Annotated in this window: 9 protein-coding genes; 8 read left to right on the top strand and 1 reads right to left on the bottom strand. The window is 48.5% G+C overall.

What is annotated here, in order from left to right; translation table 11 throughout:
• Positions 1-96 precede the first annotated feature (96 nt).
• From LS482_RS07450 to LS482_RS07440, 3 genes are read left to right on the top strand one after another with little or no spacing between them, the layout of a single operon-like run.
• The gene (locus LS482_RS07450) at positions 97-2,031 is read left to right on the top strand and encodes a glycoside hydrolase family 97 protein (protein WP_233031148.1); all 1,935 of its coding nucleotides are present in this window, start codon (positions 97-99) and stop codon (positions 2,029-2,031) included.
• Positions 2,032-2,044: 13 nt separating this feature from the next.
• Positions 2,045-3,412: a glycoside hydrolase family 43 protein gene (locus tag LS482_RS07445; RefSeq protein ID WP_233031147.1), complete on the top strand. Its 1,368-nt coding sequence runs from the start codon at positions 2,045-2,047 to the stop codon at positions 3,410-3,412.
• Positions 3,413-3,451: 39 nt separating this feature from the next.
• On the top strand, positions 3,452-5,875 hold the full coding sequence (locus LS482_RS07440; protein WP_233031146.1) for a glycoside hydrolase family 95 protein: 2,424 nt from the start codon (positions 3,452-3,454) through the stop codon (positions 5,873-5,875).
• 23 nt (positions 5,876-5,898) lie between these two features.
• On the opposite strand, the gene LS482_RS07435 is transcribed toward LS482_RS07440, so the two are convergent.
• Positions 5,899-9,855: a hybrid sensor histidine kinase/response regulator transcription factor gene (locus LS482_RS07435; RefSeq protein ID WP_233031145.1), complete on the bottom strand. Its 3,957-nt coding sequence runs from the start codon at positions 9,853-9,855 to the stop codon at positions 5,899-5,901.
• 965 nt (positions 9,856-10,820) lie between these two features.
• On the opposite strand from LS482_RS07435, the gene LS482_RS07430 reads away from it, so the two are divergent.
• Genes LS482_RS07430 through LS482_RS07410 form a run of 5 tightly spaced genes read left to right on the top strand, consistent with a single transcriptional unit; the run spans position 10,821 to position 21,606 of the window.
• Positions 10,821-14,033: a SusC/RagA family TonB-linked outer membrane protein gene (locus LS482_RS07430; protein WP_233031144.1), complete on the top strand. Its 3,213-nt coding sequence runs from the start codon at positions 10,821-10,823 to the stop codon at positions 14,031-14,033.
• Between the two features lie 11 nt (positions 14,034-14,044).
• Positions 14,045-15,925, top strand: a complete 1,881-nt coding sequence (locus tag LS482_RS07425) for a RagB/SusD family nutrient uptake outer membrane protein (RefSeq protein ID WP_233031143.1) — start codon at positions 14,045-14,047, stop codon at positions 15,923-15,925.
• A 34-nt stretch (positions 15,926-15,959) separates the two neighbouring features.
• Positions 15,960-18,791, top strand: coding sequence for a SusC/RagA family TonB-linked outer membrane protein (locus LS482_RS07420; RefSeq protein WP_233031142.1), 2,832 nt, complete (start codon positions 15,960-15,962; stop codon positions 18,789-18,791).
• Between the two features lie 17 nt (positions 18,792-18,808).
• The gene (locus LS482_RS07415; RefSeq protein WP_233031141.1) at positions 18,809-20,545 is read left to right on the top strand and encodes a RagB/SusD family nutrient uptake outer membrane protein; all 1,737 of its coding nucleotides are present in this window, start codon (positions 18,809-18,811) and stop codon (positions 20,543-20,545) included.
• A gap of 29 nt (positions 20,546-20,574) precedes the next feature.
• Complete coding sequence (locus tag LS482_RS07410; RefSeq protein ID WP_233031140.1) at positions 20,575-21,606, top strand: DUF5627 domain-containing protein; 1,032 nt, start codon at positions 20,575-20,577, stop codon at positions 21,604-21,606.
• The last annotated feature ends 11 nt before the right edge of the window (positions 21,607-21,617 follow it).

Below are 21,617 nucleotides of genomic sequence, written 5' to 3'. Positions count from 1 at the left end.
TTCCCGGACGTGCAAAAAATTTAAGGGACGGGTGACCGATGACGGGTGTATGCTTCGGCAACCTGTCTTCGGTCATCCGTCCATAAATAAACATATATGAAAAGAATACTTGTTTTATGTGGCCTCGTGCTCTCCATAGTAGCCCACGCACAAAATAACATCTCGGTTTCCGGTCCGGACGGAAACCTGGAGGTCGAGGTATCGGTCAATAAGGGCAAAGCTTTGTATAATGTAACCTATAAGGGACAATCTTTTCTGGAAAACTCTCCCCTGGGACTTATGACCAATGAGGGGGATTTTACCTCCGGCCTGAGTTTCGTGGAATCATCCGAAGGGGAAGTGGAAAAAGAATACACACAGGACAGGATAAAGAGATCGGAAATATCCTATAAGGCAAATACACTGAAATACACCCTGAAGAATAAAGCGGATAAGATGATTTCCATAGTATTCCGGGTAAGTGATAACGATATTGCCTTCCGTTACGAGTTGCCGGTGTGGGGGAAAACCAGAGCCTGTGTAGTGGAGCGGGAAATTACCGGTTTCAGGTTTCCCGGATTTACCACCACATTTTTATCGCCCATGATGAAACCCATGACCGGTTTTGCCCGTACGGCCCCGAGTTACGAGAGCGGCTACGATCCCGATGCCGCCATGAGCGAGAATAACTCCGCAGGAGGTTATGTGTTCCCCGGGCTTTTTCATATCGGGGAACGCGGCTGGGCCCTGGTTTCGGAGACCGGGGCACGGAGCCTGTACACCGCTTCGCATTTAAGCCGCTATACCAACGGCGTGTATACTGTTGACTATCCTTCCCCGGAACAAAATAACGGTTTCGGAAGTACAGGCGCACAGTTGGGGCTTCCGGGAGTGACCCCCTGGAGGACCATTACCGTTGGGGAAACATTAAAACCCATAGTGGAAACCACCATCCCGTTTGATGTGGTCGACCCCCTCTATGAACCGTCTGAAGATTACAAATACGGCCGGGGTACATGGAGCTGGATCATCTGGCAGGACCCCAGTATGAATTACGACGACCAGGTAAAATACATAGACCTGGCAGCGGCATTGAATTTTGAATATATACTCATAGATGCCTGGTGGGACAGGGAGATCGGCTATGAAAAAATGGAAGAACTTGTCAGCTATGCCCGGTCTAAAGGAGTGGACGTTTTTTTGTGGTATAACTCCAACGGCACTGCCAACGATGCCTTTATGACACCTTTAAACAAAATGAATACCTCCATTTCCAGAAAGGAAGAAATGAAATGGCTTAAAAAAGTAGGAGTTAAAGGCTTGAAAGTGGACTTCTTTGGTGGTGACAAGCAAGAAACCATGCGCCTGTACGAAGATATCCTTTCCGATGCCAATGATTATGGCCTGATGATCATTTTTCACGGGGCCACGCTTCCGAGGGGTTGGGAGAGAATGTTCCCCAATTTTGTGGGGAGCGAAGCGGTCCTCGCCTCTGAAATGCTGGTTTTTGTTCAGGATACGCGCGAAAAGGAGGCCTTCTATGCCAGCCTTCATCCTTTTATTCGGAACAGTGTGGCCAGTATGGAGTTCGGAGGCGTTATACTGAATAAATACCTCAATAAAGGAAACAAAAAAGGACAAAAACGCTTAACCACCGATGGGTTCCAGCTAGCCACAAGTATTCTTTTCCAGAACCCGGTACAAATGTTTGCATTGACTCCGGATAACCTTACCGATGTTCCCGGGTTTGAGATCGATTTTATGAAAAAGGTCCCTACCACCTGGAATGAAACCCTGTATATTGACGGTTATCCGGGCAAATACAGTGTCCTTGCCCGCAGGCATAAGGAAAAATGGTATGTCGCAGGTGTGAATGCCGAAGACAAGGCCAAAAAGCTAAAATTAAGCCTGCCCATGTTTGCCGGAAAAACAGTGACCATATATAATGACAATAAGGACAGGGAAACGTACATGGAAAAAATAAAAGTTTCCCGTAACGGAACGTTACAACTGACCATTCAATCCAAAGGAGGATTTGTATTAGCTCAATAAAAACCGGAGATCCATGGAATTCAGCTATAAAAAAATCACCGCTTTCATACTATTCATTGTGCATTGTGGTTTGGCTAATGCTCAAAACCCCATTATTCAGACCAGTTATACGGCCGATCCCGCTCCGATGGTATATCATGACAAGCTCTATCTTTATACCTCTCACGACGAAGACGGATCCACCTGGTTTACCATGAATGACTGGAGGCTGTACACTACCGAAGATATGGTCAACTGGACAGATCATGGGGCAGTCCTGTCCTATAAGGACTTTAGCTGGGGCAAGATGAATGCCTGGGCTCCGCAGTGCATTGAGCGGGATGGCAAATTCTATATGTATGTGCCGGTTACCGACAGGGACAATAAAAACGGTATAGGAGTAGCGGTGGCAGACAGCCCTTATGGCCCTTTTATTGATCCTTTGGACAAACCTCTGATCAGCAATAGTATGGCTGATATCGACCCTACTGTTTTTGTGGATGACGATGGCCAGGCTTACCTGATGTGGGGAAACCCGGTCTGTTATTATGTCAAACTGAACGAGGATATGATCTCCATTCAAGGGGAAATAGAGCAGTTTCCCAATACGGTAGAATCCTTCGGAAAGCGGGAAGGGGAGGAAAACCCCCGCAGGCCTACCACTTATGAGGAGGGCCCCTGGTTGTATAAACGCAACGGGCTGTACTATATGTTTTTTGCAGCGGGCCCATTGCCCGAACATATCGGATATGCTACCGCTAATAGTGTAACAGGCCCCTGGAAATACAGGGGAGTGGTAATGCCAACTGAAGGCGGGGCTTTTACAAACCATCCCGGTGTTGTGGATTTCAAAGGAAATACATACTTTTTTTATCACAATGGCGCTTTGCCCGGCGGAAGCGGATTTACACGTTCTGTTGCGGTTGAAAAAGCGGAATTCGAAAAAGATGGTTCTATAGTACAAATGAAAATGACCGACGGTATAGAAAAAAGTTTGAAAACCCTTAACCCTTATATCAAGACCGAAGCAGAAACCATAGCCTGGTCCGAAGGTGTCAAATCCATGGAAAATGATGTGGTAGGTGTTTTTATAACAGCCATGCAGAACAATGCCTATATCAAGGTCAGGGATGTGGACTTCAGGGAAACAGGCCCCTCAGGATTTACGGCGAGAACGGGAACCGTTCATAACGGGCAGGTACGTATGGAGATCAGGGTGGACAGCCTTGACGGGAAGCTGTTAGGAACGGTGGATGTTCCCCTTACGGGCGGAGATGACAGATGGGCGCTGGTATCAACTCATGTGGAAAACGTAAAAGGTGTACATGATGTATATTTTGTCTTCAAGGGAAAAGCATCAAGTAAAATTTTGTATTTTGATTATTGGAAATTTTCGGAGTAGTTGTGGTAGTCCGGAAAATAAATATATAATACGTAAAAAATGATTCGCGTTCTAAAACTTCTGCTTCCCATTATATTGCTTGGCCCGGGGATGGCCTTTTCACAACCGGATATGGTCTTGTGGTACGACCGGCCGGCGACCCATTTCGAAGAAACACTTGTTCTGGGAAACGGAAAGCACGGGGCGTCTGTTTTTGGTGGGGTCCAATCCGAAAAGATATACCTGAACGATGCCACCCTGTGGTCCGGCGAACCGGTGGACCTTTATATGAACCCGGAAGCGCATAAACATATCCCGGAGATCCGCGAAGCGCTGAAAGCGGAAGACTACCGGCGGGCAGAGCGGCTGAACAGAAAAATCCAGGGAAAGTTTTCCCAGTCCTATGCTCCTCTGGGGACCATGTACATTGATTTCAGGCATCAGGGAGATGCTGAGAATTACCGTAGGGAACTGGATATAGACCGGGCGGTCTCGCGGGTGAGATATAACCTGAACGGAATCCGTTACACCCGCGAATACTTTGTTTCCCACCCGGATAAGGTAATGGTCGTCAGGCTGTCAGGCAGTAAAAAAGGGGCTTTGAGTTTTGATGTGAAATTCCAAAGCCTGCTCAAATACGAAAGTACGGGCAGTACGGGAGTATTGAAGGTAAACGGTTATGCCCCATACCACACAAGCCCGAATTACTGGCCCGATGAAAACCCCGTTCGTTTCGATAAAGACCGCGGTACTCGTTTTTCAACTTATTTTAAGGTAGTGAACAGGGGCGGTACCGTAAAAGTAACAGACAGTACCATACAGGTAAAAAATGCCGATGAGGCGATAGTGTTGGTGTCCATGGCCACCAGTTTCAACGGTTTTGATAAAGACCCGGCAAAAGAGGGAGTTGATCATAAAGCCATTGCACAAAAACAACTTGCCGATGCTTCTGCAAAAAGCTATCGGGCTCTAAAGCAGGAACATCTGCAGGATTACCAGTCCTTTTTTAAGCGGGTGACGCTAAACCTGGAAGGAAGTGAAACTCCCGGCTTACCTACCGATGAACGATTAAAACGATATACTTCCGGGGCGGAAGACAAAGCCCTTGAAACACTTTATTTTCAATACGGCCGCTATCTGCTGATATCGAGTTCCAGGACCCGGGGAGTACCTGCGAATTTACAGGGGATATGGAACCCCCATATACGGCCGCCCTGGAGCAGTAACTACACGATGAATATTAACGCGGAGGAAAATTACTGGCTGGCGGAATCTGCCAACCTCACCGAAATGCACGATCCTTTCCTGTCGTTTATCGGCAACCTTGCCCGGACCGGGAAAGTCACGGCAAAGACATTTTACGGGGTGGATCAGGGATGGGCCGCGTGCCATAATTCGGATATCTGGGCCATGAGCAACCCTGTAGGCGACTTCGGGAAGGGAGAACCGGTATGGGCATGTTGGAATATGGGAGGGACCTGGGCCGTGACCCATCTCTGGGACCATTATCTATACACGGGGGACCGGAATTTTTTAAAGGAATATGCCTACCCGCTGATGAAGGGTGCAGCGGAATTCTGCCTGGCGTGGCTCGTGGAGGATAAACAGGGCTACCTGGTCACTTCACCGTCCACATCCCCGGAGAATGTATATCTTACGCCGGATGGCTTTAAGGGGGCAACACTCTATGGAGCCACTTCCGACCTCGCCATGATCAGGGAGTGCTTTGCCCAGGTCATAAAGGCATCGGAAGAGCTCGGTTCGGATATGGAGTTCAGGGATAGCCTGAAAACCGCCATGAACCGGATGTATCCCTATAAAACCGGAAAAAAGGGAAACCTGCAGGAATGGTATCACGACTGGGAAGACGCGGAGCCGCAACACCGTCATCAATCCCATTTATTCGGCCTATACCCGGGACAGCAGATAAACCCGGAAAAAACGCCTGAACTAGCGGATGCCTGCCGTAAAACCCTTGAGATCAGGGGCGATGAGACCACAGGATGGTCAAAGGGCTGGCGCATTAACCTGTGGGCCAGGCTTTGGGACGGCAACCGCGCCTATAAACTGTTCCGGCAACTGCTGACCTATGTAGCACCCGACGGTGCGCGAAAAACGAATTACGGTGGAGGAGGGGGCACCTACCCGAACCTGCTGGACGCCCACCCGCCGTTTCAGATCGATGGAAATTTCGGGGGCGCGGCAGGAGTTATTGAGATGCTCATGCAGTCGGATGAAGAGGAGATCCGCCTTTTGCCCGCCCTGCCCGATGCATGGCCTTCGGGATCAATAAAAGGGATTCGTGCCAGGGGAGGCTTTGAACTGTCCGTATCCTGGAAAAACGGTATGTTGACAGGGGTTGAGGTTTTTTCCGGATCCGGGAACGAATGCAACTTACATTACAAAGGTCAGCGTATAAAATTTAAAACCGAAAAAGGACATTCGTACGCCCTGGATGCCCGGTTAAAATTAAAACGCAGCTAATCGGCGGGCCAAGGGTGATAAAGTTAAACATTCTTAACGGTTTCCGTCCGGCCTTTATAGGCGGAAGGAGGCATGCCATAGAACTCCTTGAAGCCGGAAGAGAATTTGGAAACGTTTGAAAACCCTGTGGCATAAGCCACTTCCGTAATGCTCAGTTTTTTGGAGGTCAGTAGTTCCCCGGCCTGTTTCAGACGGATGTTTTTGATGAAATCGCGGGGAGACTGATTGGTAAGCTCCTTTAGTTTCCTGAATAAATGTACCCGGCTGATACCGATCTCTGCCGCCATCATCTCCACGTTGAGTTCCGGGTTGTCGATATTGTCATTGATGAATTGCGTGGCCTTTTGCAATAGTTTCTCGTCTGCCGATTTGATATTGATCTTATAAAGATGGCTCTCCTTGATCTGGTTCCCGCTGAATATGTTTTTAAGCAATTCCCTGTTTTTTATGAGGTTATGGACCGTCTTTTTAAGTATCTCGATATTAAAGGGCTTGGAGAGATACACATCGGCGCCCATGGACAATCCTTTGATATTGTCGTTTACGGTCGTTCTTGCAGTAAGCAGGATCACCGGGATATGATTTATATTGACGTTCTGTTTGATCTTTTTGCACAGGGTGATCCCGTCGGTTTCGGGCATTTTTATGTCGCTAATGACCAGGTCCGGATTTTTTTGCAGGATACGGGCAAGCGCCTCCTTGCCATTGCTGCATTCGGCAACATGATACAGGGAGGCAAGCTCTTTGCGGAGGTAATTACGGATATCTTTATCGTCATCTACAATAAGAATACTGTACCTGGTCTTTGATCTTGCCACATCATTTTCATCCGTTTCCCGGGAAAAGTGAGTGATGTACGGCTCTCTTTTTGGCTGGTAATCACATAAGGATACTTCTCGGGCAGGCGAGGAAGGAAGCTTGAAATAATGCGCTTCCAGAGGGATCTCCATGATAAAAACCGCTCCCTTTTCTCCCGGAGTACTGTTGTTTTCTGCCCAGATCCTGCCATGATGCAGGGAAACGATGGAGCGCGTAAAGTGCAGGCCTATTCCCGTCCCTTCTACGGTCGTGTTATCCGGGTCCTGGTAAAAACGGTTGAATATACGTTCCGTTTCCCCGGGCTTTATGCCGGTTCCGCTGTCACTTACGGTTATTCGCACACGGTCTTCACCCTTATCGGACCTTTTTTCCAGTTTTATGCAGATTGAACCGTGGTGCGGCGTGAATTTAAAGGCATTGGAAAGAACGTTTTGAATGACCTTGTCAAAATACCCGGGATCGATATACATATAGAGGAGATCCATATCGTGTTTGAATTCAAAAAGGATGTTCTTGGATCGTACCTGATCTTTGAAGAGGGTACACACCTTTTGAATAAAGCCGATGATCTCCGTTTTTTGAAAGTTCAGGGATATCTGTCCTTTGTCCATTTTCCGCACGTCAATCAACTGGTTGGTCAAACGGAGGATACGCTCCGAATTTCGCTGTATGGTCTTGTATGTTTTTTGCCGTTCCTTGCTGCTGTCCTGGCGGATGAGCTTATTCACCGGATTGATGATAAGTGATATAGGTGTTTTTATTTCATGGGAAATATTGACAAAAAACTGCAGTTTTGCCTCGTTTACCTGGTTTTCATACTGTTGTTTCCTGATCTTTTCCCGGGTTTTGTAGCGCTGGCGGATCTGCTTGTAGATTAAAAGCCCCATAAGTACAATAAAAACGGCATAACCGGTTTTTGCTCCTGCAGTGGCATACCAGGGCGGGTGAATAACGACAGTGATCTCCCTGGGGGGTGAGAACAGCTTGTTTTCTTCGGCCCTGACCCTGAAGGTATAGTTTCCGGGAAGCAGGTCATTGAATGTAATGGTGTTCACTCCCCTTCTGAGGCTAACCCACTCATTCTGATTCAGCGAATAATGATAGACGATTTTCTCGGGCGCAATAAAATTTGTGGTGGCAAGTTCCAGGCTGAAAGTATTGTCGCGGTGCGACAGGTTGATCGTATCGGATTCCATAATATTTTGGCTTATAATATCATAGGCTCCCGATTTTATGCCTTTTCTGACTTCCCTGTTCTCTACATAGCAGGCCGTAATTTTGACCCGGGGTGTTTTTTCTTCATCGGTAATGAGCTCCGGGGAGAAAAGTGTTATGCCGTTCGTCCCTCCGAAGATGAGGTGCCCGGAATGGCCCGAATGGGCGGCCCCTTTGCTGAACTCATTGCCCTGGAGCCCGTCCTGGAGATAGTAATTGAAAAATTGTTGTTTTTTGGGGTCGAATTTTGAAATTCCGTGATGTGTGCTTATCCACAGCTTATTTTCACGATCTCCTTTAATGGCACAGATAAAATTGCTGGGAAGGCCGTTTGCCACAGTGTATTTTTTCAGATCATCACGACCTTCGGGTTTGCAGTACAAGCCTTCGGAAGTTCCGATCCAAAGGTTCTTTTTGTTATCCTCGTACAGGGCATAGATAATGGTTTGGCCGAGTATGTGGTTGGTGCCGTATGTAGTTAGGAACGACTTTGTCTCAAGGTCGAGGCAGCTTAGTCCGTCATAGGTGCCGATATAAAGCCTGTTGTCACCCGTATGCAACAGGCAGTTTATCCACTTGTTATTGAGATGATCCCCGGTTTTCCCGTTCGGGGAATTACAGTAATTGGTGAATCGGCCGGTTATCGGGTCCCGCAAAAATAATCCCCCTCCCATAGAGCCGATCCACAGGTTTTTATCCTGGTCTTCCGTAATGGCATAAACATTCCCGGGCAGCTCAGTCGAATTAGCACCATAATGAAATATCCCCGTTTTTCGGTCTACACGGGCCAGTCCTTCCAGGTAGGAGCCCACCCATAACCGGTTTTCCGAGTCTTCATATATAGTCATGATGGAAGCCGGAGCACCCGGTGGCGCAAAATGAGCCAGCTGCCTGCCGTCCGGAGTTACGCCGTATAGACCATCTCCGTCCGTACCGACCCAGACCACTCCTTTATGGTCTTTAAACACAGACATCACACAATTGGACCCGATGGTGTTGTTCTTGGCTGACTGATAACCGATATACCGGAAATTTTTTGATGCATACGGGATGAGCATCACGCCTTTCTGGTAGATGCCTACCCATAGATTTCCCGCCTGGTCCTCGGTTATGGAATGGATTTTGGTTTTTGAAAAATCAAACCGGTTGATGCCGGGGTTCAGATCGTTTATTTGTCCGGTTTCGGGGTCGAATAACCTGATACCTTCGCCGTCCGTGCCGATCAGAATATCGTTTTCCCTGTTGACATATAGTGTTTTCACAGGAAGCCGCTTTGTTACAGGGCTGAAGGAGTTTGTTCCTTTATCGTATTCGAACAGCCCGTCATGGAGGTTACTGGCATAAATATTCCCGTTTCTGTGCTGACATATATCGGAAATGCCTCCTTCCCCGGGACGGGTATCGAAAAACTGATGTATTTCCCGGCTGGGGGAAACTTTAAAAAGCCCCTGGTCCTGGCTGAGTATCCACAAGTTCTGCATATCGTCTTCAAAAAGTTTGTGGATAAATCCCGAGTTGCTCAGCTGTGGCTTCTGGATAGCGGAAAGAAGCCCCCTTTCTTCACTCAATACAAATATTCCGAACCCCGAAGTGCCTATCAGGATATCTCCGTTCTTCCGCTCGGTGATGGAAGTCACATGCGGCTGCAACTCAACCTTGTCCCATGTGTATAAGGGGATTTGTCTAAAGGATTGTGTGTCGTAATCGTAGATCTGGAGCCCGTCGAAGAAACCGAACAGAAGACGCCCCGAACTGTCCTCAAAAACCACGCGGGCATAATTATGCAGAAGAGAAGACGCATTGTTTTCCGAATGTTCGAACTTTCTGAATTTGGCACCGTCATAACAATTTACCCCGTCTTGCGTGAGTATCCAGATACTTCCCCTGGAGTCCTGGAACACCTGGTTTATCAGGCTGCTGGAAAGCTCGGCATCTGTAGAATACAATTTTCCGGATTGCGGCCATACCGTCTGTACACAAAACAAAAGGGCAGGGACAAGCTTCCGTAAAAGAACCCTGCCGGTGCAGGATGAAAAAGATAATGGTTCACGCCTCCTGATTTTTGTATGTGCTGCCATAAATAATTATTCTGGGCTTAGACTTCATCCATAACTTTCGGAATAGGGATGATATTTCATATAGTTTTTATGACTACAAGGTATTTTTATTTTTTAATATTCGCAATTTTTTAAATAAAAAAATACGGATTATGATTTTATTGTGTGTTTTTTCAAGGCGTTATTATTGAATGTATGGCTTTTTCAATTTATGATCCGGGTATCTTATAACGAAAAGCAATAGGGAGCAGCAGAAGGGGGAACCACTTTTTTAAACATGGCAGAGTTTAGCGGGCAAACACTTTTTGATGCCTGTTCTTTATATTGTGCAGGTAAAATACTACATATATTGGCATTTTGTAAAATGTTGTAACCTACCGAAAAGGAATTGTAACTTACGGAATACCCTTATTTTCCTTCTCGTGATACTTTTATCCTGTCCAAAATACGGTAAAACCAATAAAGCGGTTTTACAGGTACTGCACGGGACCGGAAATGTGATTTTTGAGTTGTGATCACTACAAGCTTTACATTGTTTACACCACTAAAATAAGTTACCAATAACCAGCCGACCATGTTTAGATCTGTTAATTTTTTGCCTTCTTCATTAAGTGTAGTTATTACAATTTTTAATATAAAGCCTATTTGGCCTTTTGTCCCTGATATTTCCGGATGATGTCTCAGGGTGTCTTTTGGTTCATTGAACAGGGAAGAAGATGAACCACAGGGCTTAAAAAACTATAACGTTTTCGTGGCGTATACACCCTATTGATGTCGAATGGCAAAAAACGGTCCGTGTCCCGTTGCAGGCGGTCTGTTTAATCCTTAATTACTAACCAATGGAATTTTAATTTATGAAACTACTATTACCAAGAATGTGGTTAAAGATGTTACTGCTGTACCTGGTCTGTGTGGGAAACACGAATGAGATCCTGGCCGGCAGCCTGTATTACTTTAACGAAGACGGAAGCCCGGGGAAGGTTTCGGTGACGAGCTCGTCTCCCGATCAGCAGATAAGGATAAGGGGGCAGGTCGTTTCATCGGAAGATGGCCTGGGGATCCCGGGAGCTAATGTTGTTGTGAAAGATGTTCCCGGTTTGGGGACCGTTACCGATATGGATGGGAAATATGAGATAGAAGTACCTTCCACAGAAGTAGTCCTGGTATTCAGTTACATCGGTTTTGTAACGGTCGAACGGAGTGCCGGTAGTGGTCCCGAGATCAACATCACCATGACCCCGGATGAAACCCAGCTCGATGAGGTGGTGGTCATCGGGTACGGAAAACAGAAGAAAGCCAGTGTAGTGGCCGCAGTGGCCCAGACCAAGGGTGAAGTGCTCGAACGTGCCGGCGGGGTGTCCAATATCGGGGCCGCACTCACCGGGAATGTTCCCGGTGTTGTTACCTCGGCCAGTACGGGTATGCCCGGAGAGGAAGACCCGGAAATACTGATCAGGGGAACCAGTACGTGGAATAATTCGTCCCCCCTGATCCTTGTAGACGGAATAGAACGTCCCATGACCAGCGTGGACATCGGTTCGGTAGAATCCATTTCAGTACTTAAAGACGCTTCGGCTACCGCGGTCTATGGAGTAAGGGGTGCCAACGGGGTTATACTGATCACCACCAAAAGGGGCAAAGAAGGGAAGGCCACGATCAGGGCAAGGGTCAATACCACGGTGAAGGCACCTTCCAAGCTGCCCGGTAAATACGATGCGTATGACGCGCTCAGGATACGGAACGAGGTTATCGAAAATGAACTGGGACTGTCCCCTAACAGCTGGGGCGATTATCTTCCGCAGGAGACCATAGACAAATACAGGTTCCCCGCCAATCCGGAAGAAGCCGAACGCTATCCGAATGTGGATTGGGCCGATACCCTGTTCAGGGATTACACCATGTCCTATAACGCCAATGTCAATGTAGCCGGAGGTTCGGAGTTCGTAAAATATTTTGCCGGTGCCGATTTTCTTCGCGAAGGAGACCTGATGAGGCAGTATGACAATAGTCGCGGTTATGATCCCGGGTATGGCTATAACCGGCTTAATGTGCGTAGTAACCTGGATTTCCAGCTGACCAATTCCACCGTATTCAAGGTCAACCTGGCGGGTTCCTATGGCGTGAAGAAGAGCCCTTGGGGGGCAACAGGAGGTGAATACAGCATGTGGCTGGCCGCGTACAGCACGGCTCCCGATGTATTCCTGCCCCGTTATTCCGATGGTTCCTGGGGATATTATGCCCCGAATGAAGGCAAGGCCGAAAATTCCGTACTGGCACTTGCCATAAGCGGTATTCAATACCGGACCACTACAAGACTTACCACTGATTTTACCGTAGACCAGGACCTCGGCATGCTGATAAAAGGCCTCAACTTCAAAGGGACCTTTGCCTTCGACAATACTTTTGTTGAGATAGACCGGGGGGTGAACGACCTCTATAACGATACACAACGAAAATGGATCGATCCGGAAACGGGAGAGGCCATTTATAAGCAAAGCTATGACGACAGTAACCGTTTCGATTTCCAGGAAGGCGTAAAATGGAGCTCCAGTGCAGGTACCGTAGACAATAATGCCACATGGCGGAAGCTGTTTTACCAGTTGCAACTGAACTATGCCGTAACACTGGGAGAAAAGCACAATATAACCGCTATGGGGCTCTTTAACCGGAATGAGAACGCCACGGGAAGCGAGATCCCTCATTACCGTGAAGACTGGGTGTTCCGGACAACCTATAACTGGGACAACAAGTATATGATAGAATACAACGGGGCGTATAACGGTTCGGAAAAGTTCAGTAAGGAAAACCGTTTTGCCTTTTTCTCTTCGGGAGGTGTGGGCTGGATGATCTCCGGTGAGAATTTCATGCAATCGCTCTCCTTCATAGACATGCTCAAGGTTAGGGCCTCATACGGGGAGATCGGGGATGACAACGTTTTTGGAAGATGGCTGTACATGTCACAATGGGCCTACGGAGGCCGGTCCCGGCTGGGCATGAATGGGGTATCTGCCGAGCAGAGCCCCTACGTATGGTACAGGGAGGCTTCGGTAGGCAACCCCGACGTGCACTGGGAAAAGGTGAAAAAGACCAACATAGGAGTGGACTTCGGTTTTTTTAACGGATTTGTAGAGGGAAGTGTGGATTTTTTCCGGGATAAACGTACGGATGTGCTGGTGTCCGGGGGCAACAGGGCCATACCGTCGTATTTCGGTACCGACGCTCCCGTAGCCAACCTGGGAAGAGTGACCAACCAGGGCTATGAACTGGACCTTAAGTTTAATTATAGTTTCAATCCGGACCTGAATGTATGGGCCAATTTCAACATGACCCATGCCAAAGATAAAATTCTCTATGCCGATGATGCTGCATTGTTACCAGATTACCAGAAAGCGTCCGGGAAACAGATCGGTCAGGCCTATTCCTATGTGAGTAACGGGTATTACGACACCTGGGACGATCTCTATGCAAGCACCGTTCACAACACCAACGACAATCAGAAACTACCCGGGAATTATCACATCGTGGATTACAACGGAGACGGTGTGATAGACGCTTACGACAATATTCCCTACGGATTCTCCTCCACACCCCAGAACACCTATAATACCACGGTAGGATTCAACTGGAAGGGGTTAAGCGGATTTGTTCAGTTCTACGGGGTAAATAATGTAACCCGGCAGGTAGTGCTTACCAGCCTGTCCTCCCAGAATCATGTGGTTTACGATGAGGGCCACTATCGCTCCCCGGACCACCCGAACAGCGGGACCCCCATGCCGAGGTGGCTTTCGACGCCCAGCGGGTATAACAGTGCCAACCGGTACATGTTCGACGGTTCTTACCTGAGGCTTAAAAATGTGGAAATAGCCTATACTTTCGATTCGGATACCAAATGGGTGAAGAGCTTCGGACTGCAAAACGTACGGGTATATGCCAATGGGAACAACCTGTATGTCTGGACCAAAATGCCCGATGACAGGGAGTCCAATTTTGCCGGGACGGGATGGGCTTCCCAGGGCGCATATCCCACGGTAAAACGCTATAACCTGGGGGTTAATTTCACTTTTTAAAATTGCTTGTCATGAAAAAATACTTAAAATATATAATGACGGGATGCATTGCGGTGAACCTGTGCATACTGGTCTCCTGTGAAAGCTATCTCGACAGGGCCGACGAATCGGTGATCGCCGAGGATGAAGCTTTCAAGAACTTTACCAATTTCCAGGGGTTTACCGAAGAACTCTATCACTGTATTCCGGACTTTACCAATGCATACTGGACCAATTCCTGGAATTGGGGAGAAGATGAAATACAGTCTGCTGCCAGGGATTTTCATTTTGTAGTGAAAATAGACAACGGAAATTTCTGGGGGTGGCAATCCGAATACGACGGCTGGCAGGCCGGGTGGATGGACCGGAACAATACCAATACCAATGACGACCGCTTTACAAAGTCGTTATGGCCTTTGGGATGGTACGGGATACGCAAGGCGAATATCGGCCTGGAGAACCTGGAAAAAATGACGGAGGCCACAGATGAAGAGCGGGATCTCATCAAGGGACAGCTCCTGTTCTTCAGGGGATGGTTTCACTTTATGTTTATGCAGTATTTTGGCGGGCTTCCCTATATCGATACCGTATTGCCGAGTAACGAACCTCTTACGTTGCCGAGACTCAGCTATCACGAATGTGCAGAACGCGCTGCGGAAGATTTCAGGGAGGCAGCCGCCCTGTTGCCCGTAGACTGGGACAATACGGCTCCGGGTAAAAATACCCTCGGAAAAAACCATCTGCGCATCAACAGGATCATGGCCCTGGCCTACCTCGGGAAAAACTATCTCTGGGCCGGAAGTCCCCTGATGAACCGGGAATCTACGGGGAGCAGTACATATAACCCCGAATTTTGCAAAAAAGCGGCCGATGCTTTTGCCGAAGCCCTCAAATTATGCGAAAGCGGGGAAGCTCCCTATCAACTGGTCCCCTTTTCGGAGTACCACAAGAATTTTTATACCTCAAGCCAGAACTGGCAGATGCCGGGAAGTACCGAAGCGATCTTTCGCGGGCCTTATTTCGATGCCAATGGTTCTAACTGGGGTACAAGCAAGCAGTATCAGCCCGCTCCCATTCTTACCGACGGGGATGTCAAATTTCTGCCTACGGCCAATTATGTCGATTATTACGGCATGGCAAACGGACAGCCTATAAAAGACATCACCCGGGCTGATGCCGAATCGGGTTATGATCCGGAATATCCCTGGAAAGACCGCGATCCGCGTTTCTATAACGACATCGTGTATGACGGTGTCAAATGTGTACAGGGAAGTACTCCCGACGAAGCCAACCGCTATGCCAATCTCTATACCGGCGGAAGTTATCGCAATGTAAGCACGGGAAGCCGTACAGGATACCTGTTGTACAAGTTTATTCCGCGTACGGCCAATAAATATGATGACGGTTATGGCTACGGGAACAGCCTGAATATCCATATTCCGTATATGCGCTTGGCAGATGTTTACCTGATGTATGCCGAAGCAGCCTCGGAAGGATACGGCTCTCCTCAGGGAAAAGCCCCGGGTTATTCCAGGACCGCCGTAGATGCCGTAAATGTGATCCGGGAAAGGGCCGGAGCAGGTTTTGTCCATGACAGCTTTCTGGGGTCCCAGGAAGCTTTCAGAAGCGAGGTAAGAAGAGAAAGAGCCGTGGAACTCTCTTTTGAAGGACACCGGTTCAATGACCTTCGCCGCTGGTTGCTGCTTACCGAACGGCCATATACCCTTAAAAAATCGGTGGAGTTCGACAGGGCGGACGGTTTCAGTACCGATGAGCCGTCGGAAAACAGGGTGCTCAACTTAAGGGAAGAGGTTATACTGGAAAGAAAGTTCGGCGATAAACATTACTGGTTACCCCTTAAAAATGCCGATGTCAATATGTACCTGGAGTTTCAGCAGAACCCGGGATGGTAACGCTATGTTCAACCTCATTGAATCAAAAGAAAAAATGAAATATATATTACAATTAAAGAAGGTAACAGCAATACTGCCCATCCTTTTCTCCGCAACGCTCAACGCCCAGGACAATGATACGATACAACTCAGTGCCCCGGTGCCCGGAACGGACGAACAATTGGTGCAGGTAGCCTTCCGGAAAGTGAAACCAGAGGATGTAACGGGAAACGTATCTTCCGTGGATATCCCGGAGATCCTGGACAAAAACTACTTTACCTACAGCCTGGACGGAATGGAAGCCTTTGCCGGAGGGTTTAACGGAAACATCTGGGGAACGGGAGAATACCTGGTGCTCGTAGACGGTATTCCCCGTGATGCGGGAACAGTATTGCCTACGGAAATAGAACAGGTAACCTTCCTGAAAGGCGTATCGGCCATAGCCCTCTACGGCAGCAGGGGGGCAAAAGGAGTGGTTTATATCACCACCAAAAGGGGGCAGATACAGAAACAACAGATCGATGTACGTGTAAATACAGGAATACATGTGCCTAAAAGTTATCCCGAATATCTCGGGTCAGCCGAATACATGACCCTTTATAACGAAGCCCGGAACAATGACGGTTTAAGCCCGCTCTACAGTGAAGAGGATATCTATAATTACGCTTCCGGGGGCAACCCGTACCGTTATCCGGATATAGATTACTATTCGTCCGACTACCTGAAAAAGGTCTACGAACGCTACGATGCCACCGTAGAGATATCCGGGGGGAACAAGCTGGCCAGATACTATACCAATATCGGTTTCTGGTCGGCCGGAGACCTGCTCGATTTCGGTGAAGCACAGAACAACAGGACACAGCGGTTCAATATCAGGGGAAATGTAGACCTGGACCTCAATGATTTTATATCCTGTACCATAGGAGGAACGGCGATCTACTACAATGGCCGCGGGGTGAATACGGATTACTGGAATAGTGCTACAACACTCAGGCCCCACCGTTTTACTCCTCTGGTACCTACCGATATGCTGGAGGAAGGAGACGAATCTTCATGGAATATGGTAGATAACAGCAGTTACCTTATTGACGGCAAGTACCTTTTGGGCGGGACCCAGTTAGACCAGACGAACCCCTTTGCGACCATATATGCCGGGGGGTACAACAAATACACCAGCCGCCAGTTCCAGTTCAACACCTCCGTCCGGGCCGATCTCGGCGGGTTGCTGAAAGGCCTTAGCTTCCGCACGGTATTCGGGGTGGATTATGCGACATCCTATAACCAGTCTTATAATAACAACTACGCCGTATACGAACCGGTGTGGAACACGTATTCCGGGAAAGACCAGATAGGAAGCCTGGTGAAATACGGGGAGGATTCCCGCTCGGGAGTACAGAACATAAGCGATAGTCATTATATGCAGACGATAGCTTTTTCCGGACAGTTCGATTATGTGAAAAGTATCAATAATACGCACAACCTTTCCGCCATGCTTATCGCTTCCGGATACCAGCAGTCCGAGTCCGAAGCCTATCACAGGATCAGTAATGCCAATCTGGGGCTTCACCTGGGGTATAATTACCGTCATAAGTATTATGCGGATTTCAACGGTGCTGCCGTACATTCCGCACGTCTGCCCAAAGGCAACCGGGCCGCTTTTTCTCCTTCACTTTCGCTGGGATGGCGCATCAGTGAGGAAGATTTCATGTCCGGTATGAGTGCCGTTGACGATCTGAAACTGTCGCTCTCCGGGGGGATATTGCATACGGATCTCGATATTTCCGACTACTATCTTTACCAGGCCGTCTATACACAGACTGACGGGGCCTGGTTTAACTGGAGGGATGGTTCGCTCGGACAGTCCACAGATTCCAGAAGAGGGGAAAACCCGAATCTCACCTTCGCCAAAAGAAAGGAGATCAGCTTCGGGGTGGACGGCACTTTTTTCAACCGGCTGTTACAGCTGAAAAGCACTTTCTTTATCCATGAAATGACCGGAAACGTCATACAGGCGTCTGCCCTGTACCCCGGTTATTTTACCACCGGATGGCCGGTATCCTCCTTTATACCTTATGTGAACTACAATAATAACAGGCGCGTGGGATTTGATTTTAACCTCAGCCTGAACAAGCGTTTTGGAGAGGTGGAGTGGACATTCGGGATAGCGGGAATGTATTTCGATACCAGGGCCACAAGACGTGCGGAGATCTATGAAGACGGATATCAGAACAGGGAAGGAAAACCGCTTGATGCCCTTTGGGGGCTTGAAAGTTTAGGATATTTTTCCGGTGAAGAGGACATTGCCAATGCCCCCGAACAGAGATTCGGACAGGTGGCTCCCGGGGATATTAAGTACAAGGATCAGAACGGCGATGGCATTATCGATACGAGAGATGAGGTATATCTCGGAAAGGGAGGATGGTCCGGAGCCCCGTGGTCATTGGGAGTACACCTTACGGCCAGGTGGAAGGATTTTACCTTTTTTGCCCTGGCCACAGGGAGGTTCGGAGCGCATGCCATGAAAAACAATTCCTATTTCTGGATGGATGGAGAAGATAAGTACTCGGAAGTGGTCCGCGGAAGATGGACCGAAGAAACGGCAAATACAGCCACCTATCCCAGGCTGACCACCCGAAACAGCGACAACAATTTCCGTTCATCCGATTTCTGGATGTACAGTACAGACAGGATGGACCTGTCAAGAGTACAGATATCCTATGACCTTCCGGGTAAATTATTCAGAAGATCTTTTGTCCGGGAACTCGGTATCTATGTCAGCGGGGCTAATTTACTGACGGTGGCCCCGGAGCGAAAGCTGCTGGAACTCAATGTGGGCAGTGCCCCACAGACCAGGTATTACAATCTGGGGATCAAAGCATTATTTTAAACTAAAAATCAAAAGAAATGACCAGAAAAATATTTCTTTTAATCATGACGGTCTTTACATTGGGCGGTTGTGACGACCTGTTCGAACCCGCCCTGGAGAACAACAGGGGGCTGGACGATATGTATGAAGAGGCGATATACGCACAGGGCATACTTTTAAACGGCTATACCCGTATCCCGTCCGGTTCCTGGTCCTTTAACGATGTGGCCACCGACGACGCCGTAAGCAATGACATCAATAATAATTACCTGAAAATGGCTACGGGCCAGTGGACGGCAACTAATAATCCGCTGGATCAGTGGACCAATTCCAGGGCCGCCATTCAATATCTCAATATATTTCTTGCCGAGGCCGATAAAGTAACCTGGGCCAAAGACGAAACGATCAGCAATATGTTTCGCGATCGTCTGAAGGGCGAGGCCTACGGCTTGCGTGCCATGTATATGTATTACCTGCTCCGGGCCCATGCAGGCTGGGCAGAAAACGGGGAACTGCTCGGGGTGCCCGTTGTACTGGAGCCTGAAAACCCGGAATCGGACTTCAATCTCCCCCGGGCTACATTCGAAGCCTGCATGCAACAGCTGTATAGCGATGTGGAAATGGCTCAGGAGCTCCTGCCCCTGGATTTTGAAAATGCCGGAGAGGTACCGGAAGGATTTGAAGGGAGTACGGACGATTACAATCGCGTTTTCGGAGATTTTGCTCGTCAGCGTATGTCCGGGCGTATTGCCGGGGCCATACGCGCCCAGGCGGCACTTCTGGCGGCCAGCCCCGCCTACGCTGGCGGAAATACGACAACCTGGGCCGATGCAGCCAGCTATGCCGGGGAAGTACTGCAACTCAACGGCGGCATCAGCGGGATCGACCCGAACGGACTTACCTGGTATGCCAATGTCTCCGAGATCAACGGACTCCAGGCCGGGGTCAATCCGCCCGAGATCCTGTGGAGGGGCGATATTTCGGAGAGTAACACCCTGGAACAGGATCATTTTCCGCCCACACTCTACGGTAGCGGACGATTAAATCCTACTCAGAACCTGGTCGATGTCTTTCCCATGGCCAACGGATACCCGATCACACATGCTTCCGGAGGATACGACCCTTCCGCACCTTATGAAGGAAGAGACCCCAGGCTGAAGCAGTATATCCTGGTGAACGGGAGCACGGCCGGTCCGGGCGGAACAACCATAAACACGGCAGCAGACGGTAATACCAATGATGCGTTGAATAAGGTGGAGACCTCTACCCGGACAGGATATTACCTGAGAAAATTGCTGAGGCAGGATGTTAACCTCGATCCGGTAACAACCAACAGTCAGAAGCACTACAAGCCGCGTATAAGGTACACCGAACTATACCTGATCTATGCCGAAGCCGCCAATGAAGCCTGGGGCCCCACGGGAAGCGGATCATTCGGGTTTTCGGCCTATGATGTGATAAAAGCCATCAGGTCCCGCGCCGGGATCAGTCCCGACGACTACCTCGAGAGTGTTAAATCCGACCAGGAAGCCATGAGGCAGCTCATCCGGAATGAAAGACGCCTGGAACTGTGTTTTGAAGGATTCCGGTTCTGGGACCTGCGCCGGTGGAATGAAGACCTTAACAAAGCGGCCCGGGGCGTCCGTATAGAAGATGATCATTATCAGGAGATCAATGTGGAAAACAGGCAGTACCAGGAGTATATGTACCATGGCCCCGTACCCTATAACGAAATTTTAAAATATGACGCCCTGATTCAAAACAGGGGATGGTAAAATGAAATTCATATTGAAAAAACAAACACATGAAAAACAAGATAATACTCCTATTTTTATTCGGATTGTGCCTTCTGGCCTCGTGTGAGAATGGGGACTGGGAGTTCAACGATTACAAGTACCAGACCGTTTACTTTGCATATCAGTATCCCGTTAGGACCATTACATTGGGAGAAGACGTCTATGACACGACACTGGACAACCAGCACAAATGCCGGATTATGGCCACTACCGGAGGAGTTTACGATAATAATAAAAACGTAACCATTGACGTGGAAGTGGATAATTCGCTTTGCGAAGGATTACTGTTTAATGAAGGAGCAGGGGAAATAGAGGCTATGCCGTCCGGATATTACGAACTGGCGTCCGATCAAATTGTGATCCCCGAAGGAGAGATCACGGGAGGAGTGGAAGTACAGCTTACCGACGCCTTTTTTGCCGATTCGTTGTCCCTGGACAAAAATTATGTGATCCCGTTAGTAATGACTACGGTTTCGGGAGCCGATTCCATTTTATCGGGGGTACCCCTTGCGGATAATCCGAAACGGACAATAGCTGCCGACTGGAATGAATTGCCCAAGGATTATATACTGTATGCCATAAGGTATATCAATCCCTGGGACGGGTACTACCTGAGAAGGGGAGAGGACGTTATCACCGGGAAGAACGGGAACGCTTCTTTAAACCAGACCATAGTCAGGAGAGCGCAATACGTAGAACATGATGAAGTGTTTAAAGTAACTACCCGGTCTCTGGACAAAGTGGAATTTCCACTGGTTTTTAAAGATAGTAACGGGTATAATGTGGAATGTACCCTGCTCCTTACTTTCGATCAGGAAGGGAACTGTACCGTAACGGCCGGTTCTGAAGGTTATACCGCTTCCGGAAGCGGAAAATTTGTCAGGGACGGCGAAAAGAAAAGCTGGGGTGAAAAAGACAGGGATGCCCTGTATCTTACCTATGAGATAGACCTCGAAGAAATGCACGTATCCACTACCGACACCCTCGTGTTGCGTGACAGGGGAGTGGCTATGGAAACCTTTTCCCCGGTGCTCAAATAACTTTTAAAAAA

This window comes from Sinomicrobium kalidii (genome assembly GCF_021183825.1).
Classification (GTDB): Bacteria; Bacteroidota; Bacteroidia; order Flavobacteriales; family Flavobacteriaceae; genus Sinomicrobium; species Sinomicrobium kalidii.
This window is presented reverse-complemented; position numbering and strand designations above follow the sequence as displayed.